This is a genomic window from Arthrobacter sp. PTI12, from assembly GCF_056679915.1.
On record NZ_CM155256.1, the window covers coordinates 3039554 to 3056390 of the forward strand.

Genomic DNA, 16837 nt, shown 5'->3' on the forward strand with positions numbered 1-16837 from the left:
GCTTCTTGACGGGGGCTGCTAGCCTCCTTGCATGGGGGACAATACGGCGAAGTTTGTTAGTGATTTCGGTGCGATGGTCAGGCTTGTGCAGTCGGCACAACCTACCTCGGAACGTGGTCGGGAACTGGTCAATGCCTTGGCTGCCCACCTCGGCGCTCCGCCATCGTCCCTTCCGCTGGTTGTTGAGGAAGTGCCTGTTCACCGGTTGGTCGACGCGGATATAATTCTCGCCTCGCTCGTGGGCGAGAACAGCACGCTGACTGGCATCGGCGGCGGTGACCAGAGGCACCATATGTCCTTGAGCGACATGGTCCAGCAGTCCGACATGTATCCCAACTTTCCGCTCTCGCAGCCCGACTACGCCAATCTGCCAGTCGGTCCTGACGAGCAACGACAAACTGTTGCGCTCGGTCTGCGCCTCTTTCACCACAACGGCGAACCAATCGCACTCCTGCAGCGCAACGCGGAACCCCGATATGGTCGGCAGTTCGCTTCAATGGAAGTGCTCTGTGCGGATGCGGCGGTCACAGCCGACTTCCTCGCCGTATTTCGGCGCCGTATGCAGCGCGAAAGCATCCTCAAAGGACAAATACTCTCCTTCACCGTCGAGGAGTTCGGTCCTAGTAGCGCGGGCGTCACATTCCACCGGCGGCCGGATCTGACCAGGAACCAGATCGTGTTACCTGACGGTCTCCTTGCCAGGATCAGCGAGCATGCCCTCGGAATTGCCGCCCACAAGAACGAACTTGTCGCAGCTGGACAACATCTCAAGCGCGGGATTCTGCTGTACGGCCCACCCGGCACGGGCAAAACACACACAGTTCGTTACTTATTGGGCGCCAGCCCGGGAACAACGGCCATCATCTTGTCCGGAGGCACGCTCGCCCATGTGGGTGAAGCAGCCCGGATGGCACGAGCTCTTCAACCGTCCATCGTGGTGCTTGAAGATTGTGACCTCATTGCGGAAGACCGCAGCTTCGGCCATGGCCCGCAACCTCTACTCTTTGAAGTGCTGGACGCCATGGACGGCCTCGATGATGACGCGGACGTCACGTTCGTGCTTACGACCAATCGTGTGGTCATGCTCGAACGCGCCCTTGCGCAGCGTCCCGGCCGGGTGGACCTCGCTGTCGAGATTCCGCTTCCGGATGAGGGTGAACGCGCCGCCCTGTTGAGGCTTTACGCACCGCGGCAAGCGTTCAGTCCCGAAGCTGTCCACGCGGCAGCGGTAGGAACGGAGGGAACGACGGCCTCTTTCACTAAGGAACTCGTTCGCCGTGCCGTGCTTGCTGCAGCTTCTGATGCGACTCCCTTGAGCGACGATCACCTGCTAGTCGCGGTGAATGAGTTGATGGCCGACGGTGCCGCCCTCACCCGGAGCCTGCTGGGTAGCAACTCTCAACGGGGAACAGACGGGCCGGGGGAAGATGGCAGCTCGTCCTTCGGGTATCGCCCTCATGCCGAGCACTATTCCGGGTCCTATGCGCCGGCGTATGGCTCGACCATGTCCGTGACTTTTGACGACCACCAGGATGTAGCGGACGCTCAGCATCCACAACCTGATGTCGTCGACCGCGAGAGCGAGGATTCGTGAAAGCCGACCTCTACGACGCTTTTGCTGACAGCTACTCGGCGGAGAACGAGTCCAGCCTTCTCAACGCCTACTACGAGCGGCCGGCGATGCTCGCCCTCGCCGGCGACGTTAGCGGGCATCGGATCCTTGACGCAGGGTGCGGCTCCGGGCCGCTGTCCGCGGCACTGAGCGCGAGAGGGGCTGTCATGACCGGCTTCGATTCCAGCCCCGCGATGCTCGAACTGGCACGACAGCGTCTGGGGGCGACAGCGGACCTGTGCCTGGCCGATCTCAGCAAACCGCTGCCTTTCGCCGATAATTCCTTCGACGATGTTGTCTCGTCCCTTGTCCTGCACTATCTGGAGGACTGGTCAGCACCGCTTGCCGAGCTGTGGCGCGTGCTGAAGCCGGGGGGTCGCCTGATCCTGTCGGTCAACCACCCCACGGTCAGCGTGATCACCCAGCCCGACGAGGACTACTTCGCGCTCCGGCAATACTCAGAGGACTACGACTTCGATGGCGAACCCGCGGTCCTGACCTTCTGGCACCGGCCACTTCACGCGATGATCGACGCCTTCACATCGGTGGGATACCGCATCGTCACTGTGAGCGAGCCAGCACCATCTCCAGACACCCCGCGCGAACTCCTTCCGAAGCGCATCCTGAACGGTGAGAAGACAGCGTTCCTGTCCTTCATCTTCTTTGTCCTCGAAGCCGGCTGACGCAAGAGCGTGAACGCAGGTCCGGATTGAGCCGATCCGAGGAACTGGAGTTGTTGGACCAGCTTCGCCTAGGCTAGCCCGAGGTGGAGACTGGATCTTGGAGTCACTACGACGAGGAAAGTGGTGACCGGACGTCCGCCGTACTGGAGGTGACATCCCGTTCTGAATGTCACCATCCCCCATGAGGCCCCCCGGCAGACTGCTCCGGCCACCTGTCCCAGTAAATGCCACGAAAAGACAAATGTCGGCTCTTCACCGCAGATTACGCAGTATTGAGTTCAAACCGTTGCATAACTGGTTGCTTTAGCGTATCGAATTCGCGTTCAGTCGCGGACCAGAACCAGTTCGTCCAGCGACAAGCGCGTGCGCGGAGCCGTCTCACGCTCAGCAAGCGCATCGACCAGCTTTTCTGCCTCATCCACAACTCCGACGGCGGTCACGGTGACCGGCTTCAGATTGTCCGCCAGATCAAAGGCCGCGGTGATCTGGTCCCAGTCGACGCCCGCCATCTGGTGGGTGTGAAGACCCTCATGATGTGCCTGAACCGAGAGGTGTGCCACCGACTGCCCCAGGTCATACTCTGCCCACTGCCGCGGCTCGCCTTCGACTGTGGAGGTCTCCGCAATAGCTACAATCAGCGCTGACGAGTTTCCTGCCCACGCAGCGTTGAATCCCATGAGTGCCTTGACAATCGCATCGAATGTGGTGCTCCCGCGGCGGCCCACAACAAAGCGGCGGGGCTGGCTGTTCGCCGCAGACGGCGCCCAGCGTGCTGCTTCAAGCAGCGCAGTGAGCTGCTCGTCTGTGAGGGTAGCTGTAGGGTCAAACGAACGCGGGCTCCAGCGCTCGTCGAGCAGTGGAACCAGCGGGACACTGGTCTCTGCGTTGCGGACGGTGGAATCGAGTGTTGTCGAGGTCATGCTTGCGACAACCAGTTGAATTCCGGCGAGATTCCAGAATCGGCTGTGACATAGGACTCCTGCCGCCGTCACCCCTTGAAAATGGGCGCCCTTTTCTCCTGGAATGCCCGGAATCCTTCGGCGTAGTCCGGGCTGCTGCAGAGCTCGCCCTGGACGGTGTTCTCGTCAGCAACCGACTCCCACAAGCCAAGCCTCCGGTCACGAATGGATGCGACCAGTTCCTTCGACGCGCGGAATGCACCCGTAGCACCCTCGGCAACCCGCTCCACCGTGGACCTCGTTGACGGCAACAGCTCCTCCGCCGGAAAAGCCCTACTGAAGAGTCCAGAAGCGACGGCGTCCGCACCACTCATCAGATCGGCTGTATAAATGAGGTCGAGCGTGCGGTGCGCGCCGAGCCGTTCAGTGAACAGCCAATGCCCGCCCGAGTCCAGCGTTGCACCCAGTTTGGCGAACGGGGACCCGATCTTCGCTGAGTCGGCAACGTACACCACGTCCGTTGCGATCAACAGACCCAGTCCTACCCCGAGACAGGCGCCGTGTGCGGCGGCGAAAGTAGGAGCGGGAAAGGCCGCCATCTTCTTGAGCAGCGGGGTGACCAGCCCGTCCAGGTAGGCAACGGCGTCGTCGGTTTCGGGGGTTACCTGCGAAATATCGCGCCCGGCGCAGAAAGCCCTTCCTTCGCCCCGCAGCAGCAGCGCGCGGACCCGGCCTTCCGCGGCAGCGGAGGCGGCGTCGTCGTACGCTTTTGACAGTTCAGACAGCCCCTCCTCGTTGAGGGAGTTCAGCTTCTCTGGCGCGTCCAGGACTATCTCGGCGACGTTGCCGTCAATGGTCAGGTCGATCAAGCGACCGCTCCTCTTCTGTGATGGGGGTCAGGCGTCGTAGTCGACGGTGACTTCGGGGCTGGTTGGCCTCGACTGGCACGTCAGCACGTAGCCGTTCGCCAGTTCGTCCGGCTCCAGCGCGTAGTTCTCCTCCATGTCCACGGTTCCGCTGACCACCTTGGCGCGACAGGTGCCGCAAACTCCCCCGGCGCACGCGAACGGCACATCAGGTCGGACGCGAAGCGCCGCGTTGAGGATGGACTCGCGTGCATGGGTCGGGCTGGAGACTGTGCCCTGCAGGCCATCAAGGTTGAAGTTGATGGAGTAGGAATCGGCGTTGCCGTCGTCCTTCACCGGCCGGCCGATCTGGCCCTCGGGTTTGGTCGGCTCGCCGGTGGTGAACAGCTCGAACCGTATCTTCTCCGGGGCGACGCCGCGCTCGGCGAGGGTGTCGCGGCACAGTTGGACGAGTTCGAAGGGACCGCACAGGAACCACTCGTCCACCTCTTCGGTGCGGATGACGCTGGTCAGCATGGTCTGCAGCTTTTCGGCGTCGATCCGCCCGCTCAACAGCGGGGAAATGCGCTGTTCGCGGGAAAGAACATGGTGCAGCGCGAACCGCGCGGGGTACCGGTCCTTCAGGTCCGCGAGTTCCTCGAGGAACATGACGTCCATCGCGGCCTTGTTGGCGTAGATGAGGTCGAACCGGGTTGCAGGGCTGGCGGCGAGCACCGAGCGCGCAATGGCGATGACCGGCGTGATCCCCGAGCCGGCGGCCACCGCTACGAAGGAGTGCTCGGTGGTGGTGTCAATGCTCTCGGGATCGTTCAGCCCCGCCATGGGATGCTTCGAGATGAACTGGCCCATGGGGCTCATCACGTCCAGCTTGTCGCCGGCTTTGAGGAATTCGTTGGCCCAGGTGGAGAAGGTACCGCCGAGATCCTTCTTGATGGCAACGCGGATCTCCCCCGGCTGCGGCTCGGCGCAGATGGAATAGCTTCGCCGAACCTCTTTCGGTTCCCCGTCGATGTCCATCGTGGTTCGCAGCGCTACGTACTGCCCGGGCACGTAGTCAAACCGGCCGGCCAGTTCCTCCGGAACGGCAAAGGTCACTTCAATGGCATCCTCGGTGAGCCTGCGGACTTCGGCGACCGTCAGTTCGTGGAAGGCGGTTCTCCGCTTGGTGGACGGCGCCAGTTTCACTGCCATTAGTGGACCTTGAAGTAGTCGAAGGGCTCCCGGCAGTCCTGGCAGACGTAGAGCGCCTTACAGGAGGTGGAGCCGAAACGGGTGAGCTCACGGGTGTTCAGTGATGAGCACTGCGGGCATTTCACGCTCAGGCCTATGCTGACTTTGCCTGCGGCGGCCTTCCCCGTGGGCGGCGCAACGCCGTACTCCTCGAGCTTCGCCTTGCCCGCCGCGCTCATCCAATCCGTGGTCCAGGCCGGAGACAGCACCAGGTTGACCCGCACGTTGGTGTGGCCCTGCACCGCGAGTGCGGTGATGATGTCGTCGCGGATGGCGTCCATGGCCGGGCACCCCGAGTAGGTGGGGGTAACGGTGACGGTGATGGCGCCGTCGTTGTCGATGTTCACCGCGCGAAGAACACCGAGATCCTCAATGGTGAGCACAGGAATCTCGGGATCGGCCACTGTTGCGGCGATGTCCCAGACAGTCTGCTCAAGGGTAAGTATTGTGGTCACCATGTCGCTCCCGGATGTTCGCGGGCCAGGACCTGCATTTCGGCAAGGATGTACCCGAGGTGTTCGCTGTGGCGCCCGTAGCGCCCGCCGCCAACGGCGAAGGGGACAGCAGGCACCTCAAGCTCGGCTTCGGCGAAGAGAGACTCAATGTCTGTATCGAAGGCCGGGCGGAGGCCCGAAGGACGCACCGCGACGCCGTCGAGGCCGGTCACAAGATCATCATCCTCGAAGAGCTCACCCACGCACGGCCACGTAAGAAGGATCCCCTCGATGATGCGGCGGCGGGATTCCTCCGTCCCCAGCGCCAGGCGCAGCACCCACTGGCGGGCGTGGTCCCGGTGGTAATCAACTTCCTTCACGGCCTTGGCCGCGATGGCAGCAAGGGTGGCATCGGTGGAATTCATCAACCGGGCGTACAGGGTGAACTGATATTGCGAAATCACCAGCTGCCGCGCAATGGTCCGCGCGAAATCGCCGTTGGGCTGCTCCACGAGGTGGCACGAGCGGAACTCGTCCTCGCCGCGGAAGTACGCGAGATCATCCTCCGTCTTGCCCCAGGCATGCCCGGCGTAGGCGAGGAAGGAGCGCGCATGCCCAATCTGGTCCAGCGCAATATTGCCCAGCGCCACGTCCTCCTCGAGCTCCGGTGCACGCGAAATCCACCAGCCCAGGCGCTGCGCAAGAATCAGGGCGTCATCGCCCAGGCGCAGCGCGTACTCCCCCACGGCTTCGCTCGGCTTGACGTCCGACGCCGCAATGTCCTCCGGCCGGAGCGCGTTGCCCGGAGTGATGCGCGTGGCGCTCGCGTTCGACTCGCTCACAGGTGCTTCACTCCTTCGCTCTTGGTGTAGTAGGTGGCATGCCGGTAGTCCTTGCCCTGCGGCGACTCGAAGAACTGCCCCTTGGCGTCCGGATCGCTGGAAATGATTGACGACGCCGGTACTACCCATAGGCTCACACCCTCGTTGCGCCTGGTGTACAGATCGCGGGCGTTGCGGACGGCCATGTCAGCATCAGGGGCGTGCAGCGAGCCGGCATGCACGTGGCTGAGACCGCGCGAGGACCGGACGAATACTTCCCATAGCGGCCACGGTTCGGCCGCCGGATGACCCGGCTGCTCCGCGCTGGGAGCCTTGGAGCCGTCGTCGCCCGTTGTTGATCCGCCGACCATTTATGCCGCCTCTTTCATTTCAGAACGCTTCGCGGCTTGCTTTGCAGCGTAAGCCGCTGCGGCCTCACGGACCCAGGCGCCGTCGTCGTGCGCTTCGCGACGCCGCTCGAGGCGCTGGGCGTTGCATGGTCCCCGGCCGGCGAGGACTTCCTTGAACTCGTTCCAGTCCAGCGGCCCGTGCTCCCACTTGCCGCTTGCTTCGTTGTAACGGATCTGGTCATCCGGCAGCGTCAGGCCGAGGGTCTTGATCTGCTCGACGATCATGCCCACGAAGCGCGAGCGCAGTTCATCGTTGGAGAACCGCTTGATGTTCCAGGCCATGGACTGCTGGGAGTTCGGTGAATCCTCATCCGGAGGGCCGAACATCATGAGGCTCGGCGCGTACCAGCGGTTCACGGCGTCCTGGGCCATCTTCTTTTGCGCTTCGGTTCCGTTGGCGAGTTCCAGCAGGATCTCGAAGCCCTGGCGTTGGTGGAAGGATTCTTCCTTGCAAATGCGGACCATCGCACGCCCGTACGGACCGTACGACGCACGGCAGAGCGGCACCTGGTTGGCGATAGCAGCGCCGTCGACCAGCCAGCCGATGGCACCCATGTCAGCCCAGGTGCGCGCGGGGTAGTTGAAGATGCTGGAGTAGCGGGCCTTGCCGGCGATGAGGTCAGCCATCATCGAATCGCGAGTTGTTCCGAGAGTCTCCGCCGCTGAGTACAGGTACAGGCCGTGCCCGGCTTCGTCCTGGACCTTAGCCATCAGAATGGCCTTGCGCTTGAGGCTCGGCGCGCGCGTGATCCAGTTGGCCTCCGGCTGCATGCCGATGATTTCGGAATGCGCGTGCTGGGAGATCTGGCGGGTGAGGGTCTTGCGGTAAGCCTCGGGCATCCAGTCACGGGGCTCAATACGGGAGTCCTCGGCGATCAGCCTGTCGAACTGTTCCTGCTCCGCTGTCAGGTCCTGCGGAGCGTCAGTCGCGGTTGTCATGATGGTCACCTCACTGTGCGAGGCCGGCCCAAGTGCCAGCCCGAAATAATTACCGACCGTTCGTTCAGGATATCGGCGAGGTGAGTTCAGAGTCAACACCGGTGCGGTCCCGGGACGCACGAAGGGCCGGAACAGCACGCTCTGCTGTTCCGGCCCTTTCCCTGCCTGGTTGCTACTTCGCCTCGAACACCGCCACCGTGAGCGGCGGGACGGTGAAGCTGCCCGTCGCGGGGTCGAAGGACGCAGCCTTCACCACATCATCCGAGCCGCTGCGCTGGACCGGATGCAGCCCGAAGGACTGCCCTTCCGCCCCCGGAACCGTCTGGGTTGCGGCAGTGTCAGACGCATTGAAAACGACGACGACGCCGGTCCGCTCGCTATCCACGTCCGGTCCGGTGGTGTCGTCAATGTGCATCACGATCACGCCCGGAGTCTGGTCAGGGCCGCCCGTGGGGAACGACACCTTCTGCTGAACCAGCTCGGCCGCACCCAGGTGGAACAGCGGCGTGCTCTTGCGGATTTCGAGGAGGGACAGAGCCTGCTCGCGAGCCGTTGCGATGTCCGCCGGCGCGGGCTTGAGCGCGGGATCCGCCAGCAGCGGCTTCATGAATTCGTACTTGTCCGCGTTATCCGCACGCGGCGGCAGTCCACGGGCGAAGCCGTTGTCCGTGCCGGTGTGGTCCAGAAGGTTGAACCAGTCACCGGAGTCATAGCTGTTGCGATCCAGCGACTTGCTGCGCAGGGCCTCTCCCCCGGCGTGCCAGAAGGAAATGCCCTGACCGAAGGCCGTAGTGCTGAGCGAGAGGGTCTGGAACCGGATGCGGTCGGCCATCGATGTTCCTGGCGCCAGCTTGAAGGCGAGGCTGTCGAACAGGGTCTCGTTGTCGTGGGCCTCGACGTAGGTGATCGCTTCCTGCGGATCGGCGGTGTAGCCCGCGGGGCTGCCGTTGTAGTCGACGTCGGCGCCGGTCACTTCCGCTCCGGTGCGATCGATGAAGGTGTAGTCCCGCAGGTTTCCGGTCAACCCCACCTTGATCTGGTCCTGGCTGAGCAGCAGGCGTGCGCGCTGCTCCTCTGGCGTGCCATTGACCTCCGCGCCGTTGGGCTGGGTCCAGAGACCGGAGCCGAAGCCCTGCACGCGGGGGTCCTCATCGAACGGTCCGCCGCCGCGCACGGCGTCACGCAGCCTGTCATTGAAGGTGCCGATGCCCGTGCCCGCCATGTTCAGCTGGGTGGCCTGCTCGAACCGCGCGTTGTTGGCCACCTCGCCGAAGTTCCAGCCTTCGCCGTAGACATAGATGCTTTTGCCGTCGACGCCGTCTTTCTTCAGCGTCAGCTCGTCGAGCGCCGCGCGAACGTCTAGCATGTTCTGCTTGCTGTGGTGACCCATCAGGTCAAACCGGAAGCCGTCCAGCTTGTAGGTGCGCGCGAGGGTCACAATGGAGTCCACCATGAGCTTGCCCATCATGGCGTTCTCGGTTGCCGTATTTGGGCAGCAGGTCGAGGTCTCGACGCCGCCGCTGGTCGGGTTCAACCGGTGGTAATACCCGGGCACGATCCGGTCCAGGTTGTTGGTCGAGGTCTGGCCGGCGCCGGCGGTGTGGTTGTAGACCACGTCCTGAATCACCCTCAGGCCCGTGGTGTTCAGGCCCACCACCATGTCGCGGAATTCGCGGATGCGGGTGGAGTCCTCAGGGTTGGTGGAGTAAGAGCCTTCCGGTGTCGTGTAATGCAGCGGGTCATAGCCCCAGTTGAAGCCGTCCTTGCCCGCGACGGCAGAGACACAGGCCTGCTGTTCCTCGCTGTCAGGAGCGAAGCTCTCCAGATCACATTGCGGCTCGGCTTGGACGTCGCGGCGCTCCTCAATCGTTCCGATGTCATTCACCGGCAGGAGGTGCACGGCGTTCAGCCCGGCATCCGCCAGGTCCGCAAGCCGCTTCATTCCGTCGCTGCCCGTTTCGGCAAAGGCTGCGTACGTCCCACGGCGCTCGGCAGGCACTGTGGTGTCGGAAATCGAGAAATCCCGGACGTGCAGTTCATACAGTGAAAGGTCTTCGGGCTGTGCAAGGGCTGGCTTCTCGAGCGACTTCCAGCCGGACGGCGCCAGTGCCGGATCGTCCAGGTCAACGATCAGGCTGCGCTCGGAATTAGTAGACAGGCCTACGCTGTAGGGGTCGGTGACGAGGTTGCGCTCCACTGCCCCCGTTTCCGGCACGTAGACCTCCACTTCGTAGAGGTAATAAGCGTCTTTCCAGTCCTTCTCGCCGAGAAGCGACCACACGCCGTCGTGCCCTTCTTTCAGGGGAACTGTGGCCAGGGCCTCGCCGCCGGACCCCTCGCGGTACACGTGGAGGCTCACCTGGCGGGCTGTCGGCGCCCACAGGTCGAAGCGCGGGCGCGGGCCCTTCCAGCTCAGACCGAGTGTGCGCTTGAGGGCTTTCGGGTAGAGGGCGTCCAGTACGCGGGGAACCTGCACGCCGGTGGCCTGCAGGACCGTTCCGTCGGCACCGACCTGCACAACAAGCAGCTCGCCCTTGAGCAGGTCTTTTGCCTGGCGCGCGGCCTTCTTCGGAAGGGCCAGAGTGTCGAAGGATGCCAGGTGCGGAGACGTGGCGGCCAGCTCGGCGCCGAGCGAGTCGGAACTGCGTTGCAGGTCAACGTAATTCCCATTCGGAACCGCGCCGTCAACCACTTCCAACCCGCCGTCGGGCGCGTAGTAAAGGCGGTAAGAGGAGCCCTCCGGGGCGTCCGCAAGGTCCCACGCCAGGACGCCGGGCGCAAGCCAGTGGGCTGCGGCGCCGGAGACCAGCGAGGCCGGAACATCACTGGTAATCACATGGGTGCTGTGGTTGTAGGTGAAGGTGATCTGCCCTCCCTGGGACGTCAGGGCGATATCGGCACCTCCTGCCGCACCGCCGTCGCCGTAGTTCTCGGCCCAGGTGCCATTGAGGGCCGTTTTGTAAGCGTAATCCCCTGCGGGGAGGTCAAAGGTGGCGCTGTAGGTGCCGGGCGAGCCTTCGACTTCGTTCAGTGCCGTCGCCGTGCACTCGGGCTGCCAGTCGCCGGGGCAGCCGAGCTCGGACTGCAGTGAGCCCACGAGGGTGACGGACGCCGGCAGAGCGCTGTGATCGGCGAGCGCCGGAACAGGCACGAGACTGACGAGCAGCGGTACGGCAAAGACACCGGCGGCCAGCCCGGCCGCGCGCCGTCGGCCGCGATAAACGGATGGTGCGTTGGACATGGATCCTCCTCGACGCGCTCCAGTGCACGTCCGATCTTGGTAGTAGGCGCTTCTCACCCTAGAAAGGGGTCGCTGGCCGGTCAAGAGATTACTGAAACTTTCATGAAACTTTTCAGTGGTCCGTATCAGCCGGATACGATGGACCAGTGACCCTTCCTCCCCAGACAGAAAAGCCCCGGCTGGAGGATGTAGCACGCCACGCCGGGGTGAGCGTGCCCACGGTTTCGCGGGTGCTGAACGGGCGGAGCGGGGCCTCGAGGGAGACGCGCCAGGCTGTACTGACGGCCATGGATGACCTCGGTTATGAGCGGCCCGACCGCCTGTCCGGCAGGGCCAAGGGGCAGATCGGCATTGTGGTGCCTGACCTGGTCAACCCGATTTTTCCTGCCTTCGCCGGCGCGATCAGCGCTCTGGTTGCTCCCAATGACTACATTCCCGCACTCTGCACACTGCCGGGCGGCGGCGTTCCCGAGGACGAGTATGTGTCCCTTCTCCTGGATCAGGGCGCACGCGGCCTGATCTTCGTGTGCGCCGCCCATGCGGACGGCCGTGCAAGCGTTGAGCGATATCAACGGCTGCGTGCGCGCGGCATCCCCTTTGTGCTGGTCAATGGAACACGGCCGGAAATTGATGCCCCGGCCATCGCGAATGACGATTCCGTCGCCGTCCAGACCGCCGTCCGTCACTTTGCCTCGCTTGGGCACCGGCACATCGGTTTCGCCACAGGCCCCGAACACTTCATCCCCAGTCGCCGGAAGGCGGAAGGATTCCGCGTCGGCCTGGAACAGCACCTCGACCAGATCGATCCCGCCGAACACACCGCCGTCACTATGTTCAGCATCGAGGGCGGCCACAGCGCCGCCGTCGAGCTTCTGGACTCCGGCCACACCGGCATTGTCTGCGCCTCCGACGTCATGGCTCTTGGCGCCATCCGCGCCGCACGCTCGCGGGGGCTCCGCGTGCCCGAGGACGTGTCCATTGTCGGGTTCGATGACTCGCCCCTGATGGCCTTCACCGACCCGCCGTTGACCACGCTGCGGCAACCCGTCTCAGCGATGGCCGAAGCCGCCGTCCAGGCGTTGCTCACGGAACTCTCCGGCGGACGCAGCAGTCGCGCCGAGGTTCTGTTCGAGTCCGACCTGATTGTCCGGGGATCCACCACGGCCGCTCCCGGCTGAGTTGCCCGCTCTCAGGCAGGACGGCCTACCTCTGGCAGGATGGAGCCATGACTCTCACCCCTCCCGTTGCCAAGAAAGTCCCCACCGAACGAACCCACCATGGGGACACCGTGATTGACCCCTACGAGTGGATGCGAGCCAAGGACAACCCCGAGGTGGTTGAGCATCTTAAGGACGAGAACGCCTACACCGAGGCAGTCACCGCCGGGCAGGAACAGCTTCGCCAGGACATCTTCAGCGAGATCAAGAACCGCACGCAGGAAACCGATCTGTCCGTCCCCGCCCGTAAGAAGGACTGGTGGTACTACTCCCGTACCGAAGAGGGAAAGCAGTACAGCACCCACTGCCGGGTACGGGCATCGGACACCGGGGACGTCGCCCGGGATTGGACGCCCCCTGAGGTGGTCGCCGGCCAACCAGTCGAGGGCGAACAGGTCCTCATCGACAGCAACGCAGAGGCGGAAGGCAAGCCCTTCTTCTCACTGGGCGGCCTCACCGTCAGCGAGGACGGGAACCTGTTGGCCTTTAGCGTGGACAACGCCGGGGATGAGCGTTTCACCCTGCGCATCAAGGACCTGTCCACCGGCCAGCTCCTGCCCGACGAGATCCCCAACATCTTCTACGGTCTTGCGTTCTCACCGGACGGATCCCAGGTGTTTTACACCGTCGTTGATGACAGCTGGCGCCCCTACCAGGTGAAATCGCACCGGCTTGGCACCGCCGTCGAACAGGACGAGCTGGTGTACCAGGAGGACGACGTCGCCATGTGGACGGGCTTCGACCTCGCCGCGGACCGCACCCAGCTGCTCATCGGCATCGGCTGCTCCGAGTACAGCGAGTACCGGGTGCTGGACCTTGAGAATCAGGAGGCCGGTCTCACCACGCTGATTCCGCGCTCTGACCGCGTCCTCTACGAGCCGGAGCCGCTGCGGATCGAGGGCCGTCTGCACTACCTGCTCACGCATGATCGCGGCGCGAAGAACTCGATGGTCAGCCTCGTGGACGCCGAGCAGTTCCAGCGCCCGCTGGCCGAGCAGGAGTGGTTGCCGGTGATCGAGCACGACGACGCCGTCCGCGTCCACGGTGCCACCGTCACCGCTACGCACGTCCTGGTTTCGGTACGCAAGGACACCACCATGCGCGTGCAGATCCTGCCCCGGGTGGGCCTCGGCACGCCTGCGCAGCCGGTGCCGCTCGAGCCTGCCTTCGACGAGGCGCTCTACACCTGCAACCTGGCGGGTGCCGAGTTCGAGTCCCCTGTGATCCGGCTTTCCTACGCCTCCTACTTCACTCCACCGCGCGTCTATGACTACCTGCTCGACGGCGGTGTACTCACCCTGCGTAAGGAGACGGAGGTGCGCGGCGGATACCGCTCGGAGGACTACGTCGCCGAACGCCAGTGGGCGACGGCGGCGGACGGCACGCAGATCCCGCTCTCCGTCCTTCGGCGCCGGGATCTGCAGCAGGACGGAAGCAACCCCGCCGTTGTCTACGCCTACGGCAGCTATGAAATCAGCATGGATCCGGCTTTTTCTATCTCGCGCCTGTCGCTGCTGGACCGCGGAGTGATCTTCGTCGTCGCACATATCCGTGGTGGCGGAGAGATGGGGCGCACCTGGTATGAGAAGGGGAAGAAGCTCGAGAAGAAGAACACCTTCACGGACTTCGTCGATGCCACCACGCACCTGGCCGGCTCCGGTTGGGTGGACCCGAGCAGGATTGCCGCTATCGGCGGCTCCGCCGGCGGGCTCCTGATGGGCGCCGTCGCCAACCTGGCTCCCGAGAAGTACCGCGCAATTGTGGCGCAGGTGCCGTTTGTGGACGCCCTGACCACCATTCTGGATCCGGAACTTCCACTCTCTGCCCTGGAATGGGAGGAATGGGGCAACCCCATCACGGACCCCGAGGTCTACCGGTACATGAAGGAATACACCCCGTACGAGAACATCCGCGCAGCCGAGTACCCGCGCATCGCCGCAGTGACGAGTTTCAACGACACCCGCGTGCTGTACGTGGAGCCGGCCAAATGGGTGGCGAGGCTGCGAGAGGAAACCACCGGAAGTGAACCGATTGTCCTCAAGACCGAGATGGACGGCGGCCACGGCGGTGCGAGCGGGCGGTATGAACAATGGAAGGATGTCGCGTGGGATTACGCTTTTGTCGCTGACGCGTTGGCTGCCACCCGGGTGCTTTCAGGAGCGAGCGCCACAGGATAGCCTCCCGAATTTCCAGCGCTGCTGCGATACTTCGGTGCCGGGGCTCCGAACACTCTGTATGGAAACTTCAGGCGTGGGAGGAGCTCGGCCCGTCGTCCGGGCCGCTGGTTCCCGGCGCCGGGCCAGAACAGCCCGGCGCCGGTATAGTTGACAGATGGACAGCAAGAGTGCCGGATCGGCACATGCTGCAACGACGGTGGGAGACCCAGGCTCCCAACCCGACCTCGGCTTACCCCAGGTCCTTGGCGGGCGGTATCGGCTGGATGCCCTCCTCGGTCAGGGAGGCATGGCCTCGGTGCATCAGGCGCGGGATGAAGTGCTTGATCGGGATGTGGCCATCAAGGTGTTCCACACCGGTTCGATCAGCCCCGAGGATGAAGCTCGCCAACGGGCGGAAGCCCAGATTCTGGCGGGGCTGAACCACCGCAATCTGGTGACCGTTTTCGACATCAGCACTGACACGGTTGACCTGCACCGCCGGACCTTCCTCGTGATGGAGTTGATCAAGGGTGAGGATCTTCACCGGGCCAACTTCCATGCTCCCCTCACTGCGGAAGAGACGCAGGCCATGGGGAGGGGCGTGGCCCAGGCTCTGGCCTATATCCATAGTCAGCGGGTAATCCACCGCGATGTGAAACCGGCCAACATTCTCCTCGGCACAAGCAGCAATCCACACCGGGCCGAGCATCCCAAGCTCACGGATTTCGGCATCGCCCGCCTCGTGGAAGAAGCTCATCTGACTGCGACGGGGCAATCCGTCGGTACCGCCGCCTACTTCAGTCCGGAACAGGCGGAAGGTCTCGGGGCCACCGCTGCCAGCGACATCTACTCTCTCGGACTGGTGCTGCTTGAGTGCCTTACAGGAGAGGCGCCCTTCCCTGGCCCGGCGGCAGCGTCAGCCGCAGCGCGCCTTCACCGAGACCCGGTGATCCCTGCCCATCTGGGTAGCCACTGGAGCCCGCTGCTCAGGGGTATGACGCACCGGGATCCGGCGTCCCGCCCGTCCGCGGAGGATGTTTCCCGCGCACTCGGTTCACCCTCCATGACAGCGGACGGAATGGGCGGGTTCCGCAAGGACTCGCCGGAAGCATCGGAACCTCCCACAGAGCAGCAGGAACGCATCCGGCAGGACCCGCAGCCGACCACGGCGCAGCAGCCGGTGCAGGAGCGGCCCGGGACAGCGCTGCCTGCACCTGACGACGACGGCGGCCGGGAGGACGACGGCGGGCCGGGAAATTCCGCGACAGCTGTCCCCACAGCTCCGCAGGGACGAAGAAAGCCTGGGGTGCTTCGTTGGGCGTTGATTGCACTCGCAGCGGCACTGATGCTCTTGATTGCAGCAGTCATCCTTGTACCCGCTCTTATGTCCGGAGCTGGTTCCGAGCCGGTCAACTACCCTCCGGCAACAGGAGAACTCGGTGTGCTGCTGGAAGAACTACAGGAAAGCGTGACCCCATGAGGAGCCGAAGAACCCGCCTGGGCGCTGCAGCGGCGGCGCTGAGCCTGATCCTTTTCAGCGGCGGGTGCAGTCTCGCTCCCGATTACGGTGCCGCCGCCTCGCGGCAATTACAGGCCGATGTCCTGGACGTCACGCAATTGTCTGTTGACGGCGATTTCGCGGAGGCACTGGATGCACTCGACGCTCTCAGTAGGCGGCTGGCAACGCTTGGTTTCATCGGCGCAATCGAGCCTGCACAACAGCAGGAGATCGAAGAAGCGATAGCCAATCTCCGGGCGTACTTCGAGCGCACCTTGAACGAGAGCTCAACTCCGGCCACGCCAACAGATCCCTCGACACCAACACCGGAGCAGGCAGAACTTGAACCGACGCAGCCCACCCCGGGTCCGGTGCCGCCACCTGCGCCGGTCCCCGTTCCCGCTCCGATTCCCGTTCCGGAACCGGATACGTCGCGTGAGCCCGTGCCGGATCTCGCATCTACTCCTCCACCCGTGACCGATCCCCCAGACCCAGCGCCGAGCCAGGCTCCGCCGCCCGGGCCTGGACCTGAACCGGAACCCACCGGACCCGCCCCGGTCGAACCTCCACCCCCAACGACACCGGCGCCCGCTCCGCCCTCTCCCGAACCTTCAGGGCCGGCCGTGCCTGAACCTCCGCTCCCCTCCGCACCCGCCGTCGGACCACCAACCACTCCGGCACCACCGGCAAGCCCCGCACCACCGGGGTGACCGGACCCGCCGGCACCGCCGGGAGACTGACACCACCCGGCGTGTTTGCAGCCAATTTCTGCCGGTACCACGCGCGCCACAATGCCTTCATCTGCTTGACAGTGGAGGCGGTTCCGGTATT

General features: G+C 64.1%; 14 protein-coding genes. 6 read left to right on the plus strand and 8 right to left on the minus strand.

Annotated features, from left to right (window positions below; all coding sequences use genetic code 11):
* Positions 1-31: 31 nt before the first annotated feature.
* Entirely contained in the window at positions 32-1594 is a 1563-nt protein-coding gene (locus AC1MBU_RS14515; RefSeq protein ID WP_479787713.1) for an AAA family ATPase, read from the plus strand.
* On the plus strand, positions 1591-2295 hold the full coding sequence (locus AC1MBU_RS14520; RefSeq protein WP_479787714.1) for a class I SAM-dependent methyltransferase: 705 nt from the start codon (positions 1591-1593) through the stop codon (positions 2293-2295). The genes AC1MBU_RS14515 and AC1MBU_RS14520 overlap by 4 nt, the downstream gene beginning before the upstream one ends.
* Before the next feature lie 323 nt (positions 2296-2618).
* On the opposite strand, the gene AC1MBU_RS14525 is transcribed toward AC1MBU_RS14520, so the two are convergent.
* The 8 genes from AC1MBU_RS14525 to pulA all read right to left on the minus strand — a co-directional run bounded on the left by AC1MBU_RS14525 (position 2619) and on the right by pulA (position 11135).
* On the minus strand, positions 2619-3215 hold the full coding sequence (locus AC1MBU_RS14525) for a nitroreductase family protein (protein WP_277357704.1): 597 nt from the start codon (positions 3213-3215) through the stop codon (positions 2619-2621).
* Between the two features lie 68 nt (positions 3216-3283).
* The gene (locus AC1MBU_RS14530; protein WP_346027279.1) at positions 3284-4063 is read right to left on the minus strand and encodes an enoyl-CoA hydratase/isomerase family protein; all 780 of its coding nucleotides are present in this window, start codon (positions 4061-4063) and stop codon (positions 3284-3286) included.
* Between the two features lie 27 nt (positions 4064-4090).
* On the minus strand, positions 4091-5251 hold the full coding sequence (gene paaE / locus AC1MBU_RS14535; protein WP_277357706.1) for a 1,2-phenylacetyl-CoA epoxidase subunit PaaE: 1161 nt from the start codon (positions 5249-5251) through the stop codon (positions 4091-4093).
* The gene (gene paaD, locus AC1MBU_RS14540) at positions 5251-5748 is read right to left on the minus strand and encodes a 1,2-phenylacetyl-CoA epoxidase subunit PaaD (protein ID WP_277357707.1); all 498 of its coding nucleotides are present in this window, start codon (positions 5746-5748) and stop codon (positions 5251-5253) included. The genes paaE and paaD overlap by 1 nt, the downstream gene beginning before the upstream one ends.
* Positions 5742-6566 carry a 1,2-phenylacetyl-CoA epoxidase subunit PaaC gene (paaC, locus tag AC1MBU_RS14545; protein WP_479787717.1) on the minus strand — a complete coding sequence of 275 codons (825 nt, stop codon included), beginning with the start codon at positions 6564-6566 and terminating at the stop codon, positions 5742-5744. The genes paaD and paaC overlap by 7 nt, the downstream gene beginning before the upstream one ends.
* A complete protein-coding gene (paaB, locus tag AC1MBU_RS14550; protein WP_056543633.1) occupies positions 6563-6916 on the minus strand; it encodes a 1,2-phenylacetyl-CoA epoxidase subunit PaaB in 354 nt (117 codons plus the stop codon). The genes paaC and paaB overlap by 4 nt, the downstream gene beginning before the upstream one ends.
* Positions 6917-7894, minus strand: a complete 978-nt coding sequence (gene paaA, locus AC1MBU_RS14555) for a 1,2-phenylacetyl-CoA epoxidase subunit PaaA (RefSeq protein WP_479787720.1) — start codon at positions 7892-7894, stop codon at positions 6917-6919.
* Between the two features lie 172 nt (positions 7895-8066).
* Positions 8067-11135 carry a pullulanase-type alpha-1,6-glucosidase gene (gene pulA / locus AC1MBU_RS14560; protein WP_479787722.1) on the minus strand — a complete coding sequence of 1023 codons (3069 nt, stop codon included), beginning with the start codon at positions 11133-11135 and terminating at the stop codon, positions 8067-8069.
* A 146-nt stretch (positions 11136-11281) separates the two neighbouring features.
* Here pulA and AC1MBU_RS14565 point away from each other — a divergent pair, with 146 nt between their 5' ends.
* The 4 genes from AC1MBU_RS14565 to AC1MBU_RS14580 all read left to right on the plus strand — a co-directional run bounded on the left by AC1MBU_RS14565 (position 11282) and on the right by AC1MBU_RS14580 (position 16716).
* Positions 11282-12313, plus strand: coding sequence for a LacI family DNA-binding transcriptional regulator (locus AC1MBU_RS14565; RefSeq protein ID WP_479787724.1), 1032 nt, complete (start codon positions 11282-11284; stop codon positions 12311-12313).
* 47 nt (positions 12314-12360) lie between these two features.
* Positions 12361-14529 (plus strand): S9 family peptidase, encoded by a 2169-nt coding sequence (locus AC1MBU_RS14570; protein WP_479787726.1) that lies wholly within the window; start codon positions 12361-12363, stop codon positions 14527-14529.
* A gap of 154 nt (positions 14530-14683) precedes the next feature.
* Entirely contained in the window at positions 14684-15988 is a 1305-nt protein-coding gene (locus AC1MBU_RS14575) for a serine/threonine-protein kinase (RefSeq protein WP_479787728.1), read from the plus strand.
* Complete coding sequence (locus AC1MBU_RS14580) at positions 15985-16716, plus strand: hypothetical protein (protein WP_479787730.1); 732 nt, start codon at positions 15985-15987, stop codon at positions 16714-16716. Before AC1MBU_RS14575 ends, AC1MBU_RS14580 begins: the two co-directional genes overlap by 4 nt.
* Positions 16717-16837: the final 121 nt, after the last annotated feature.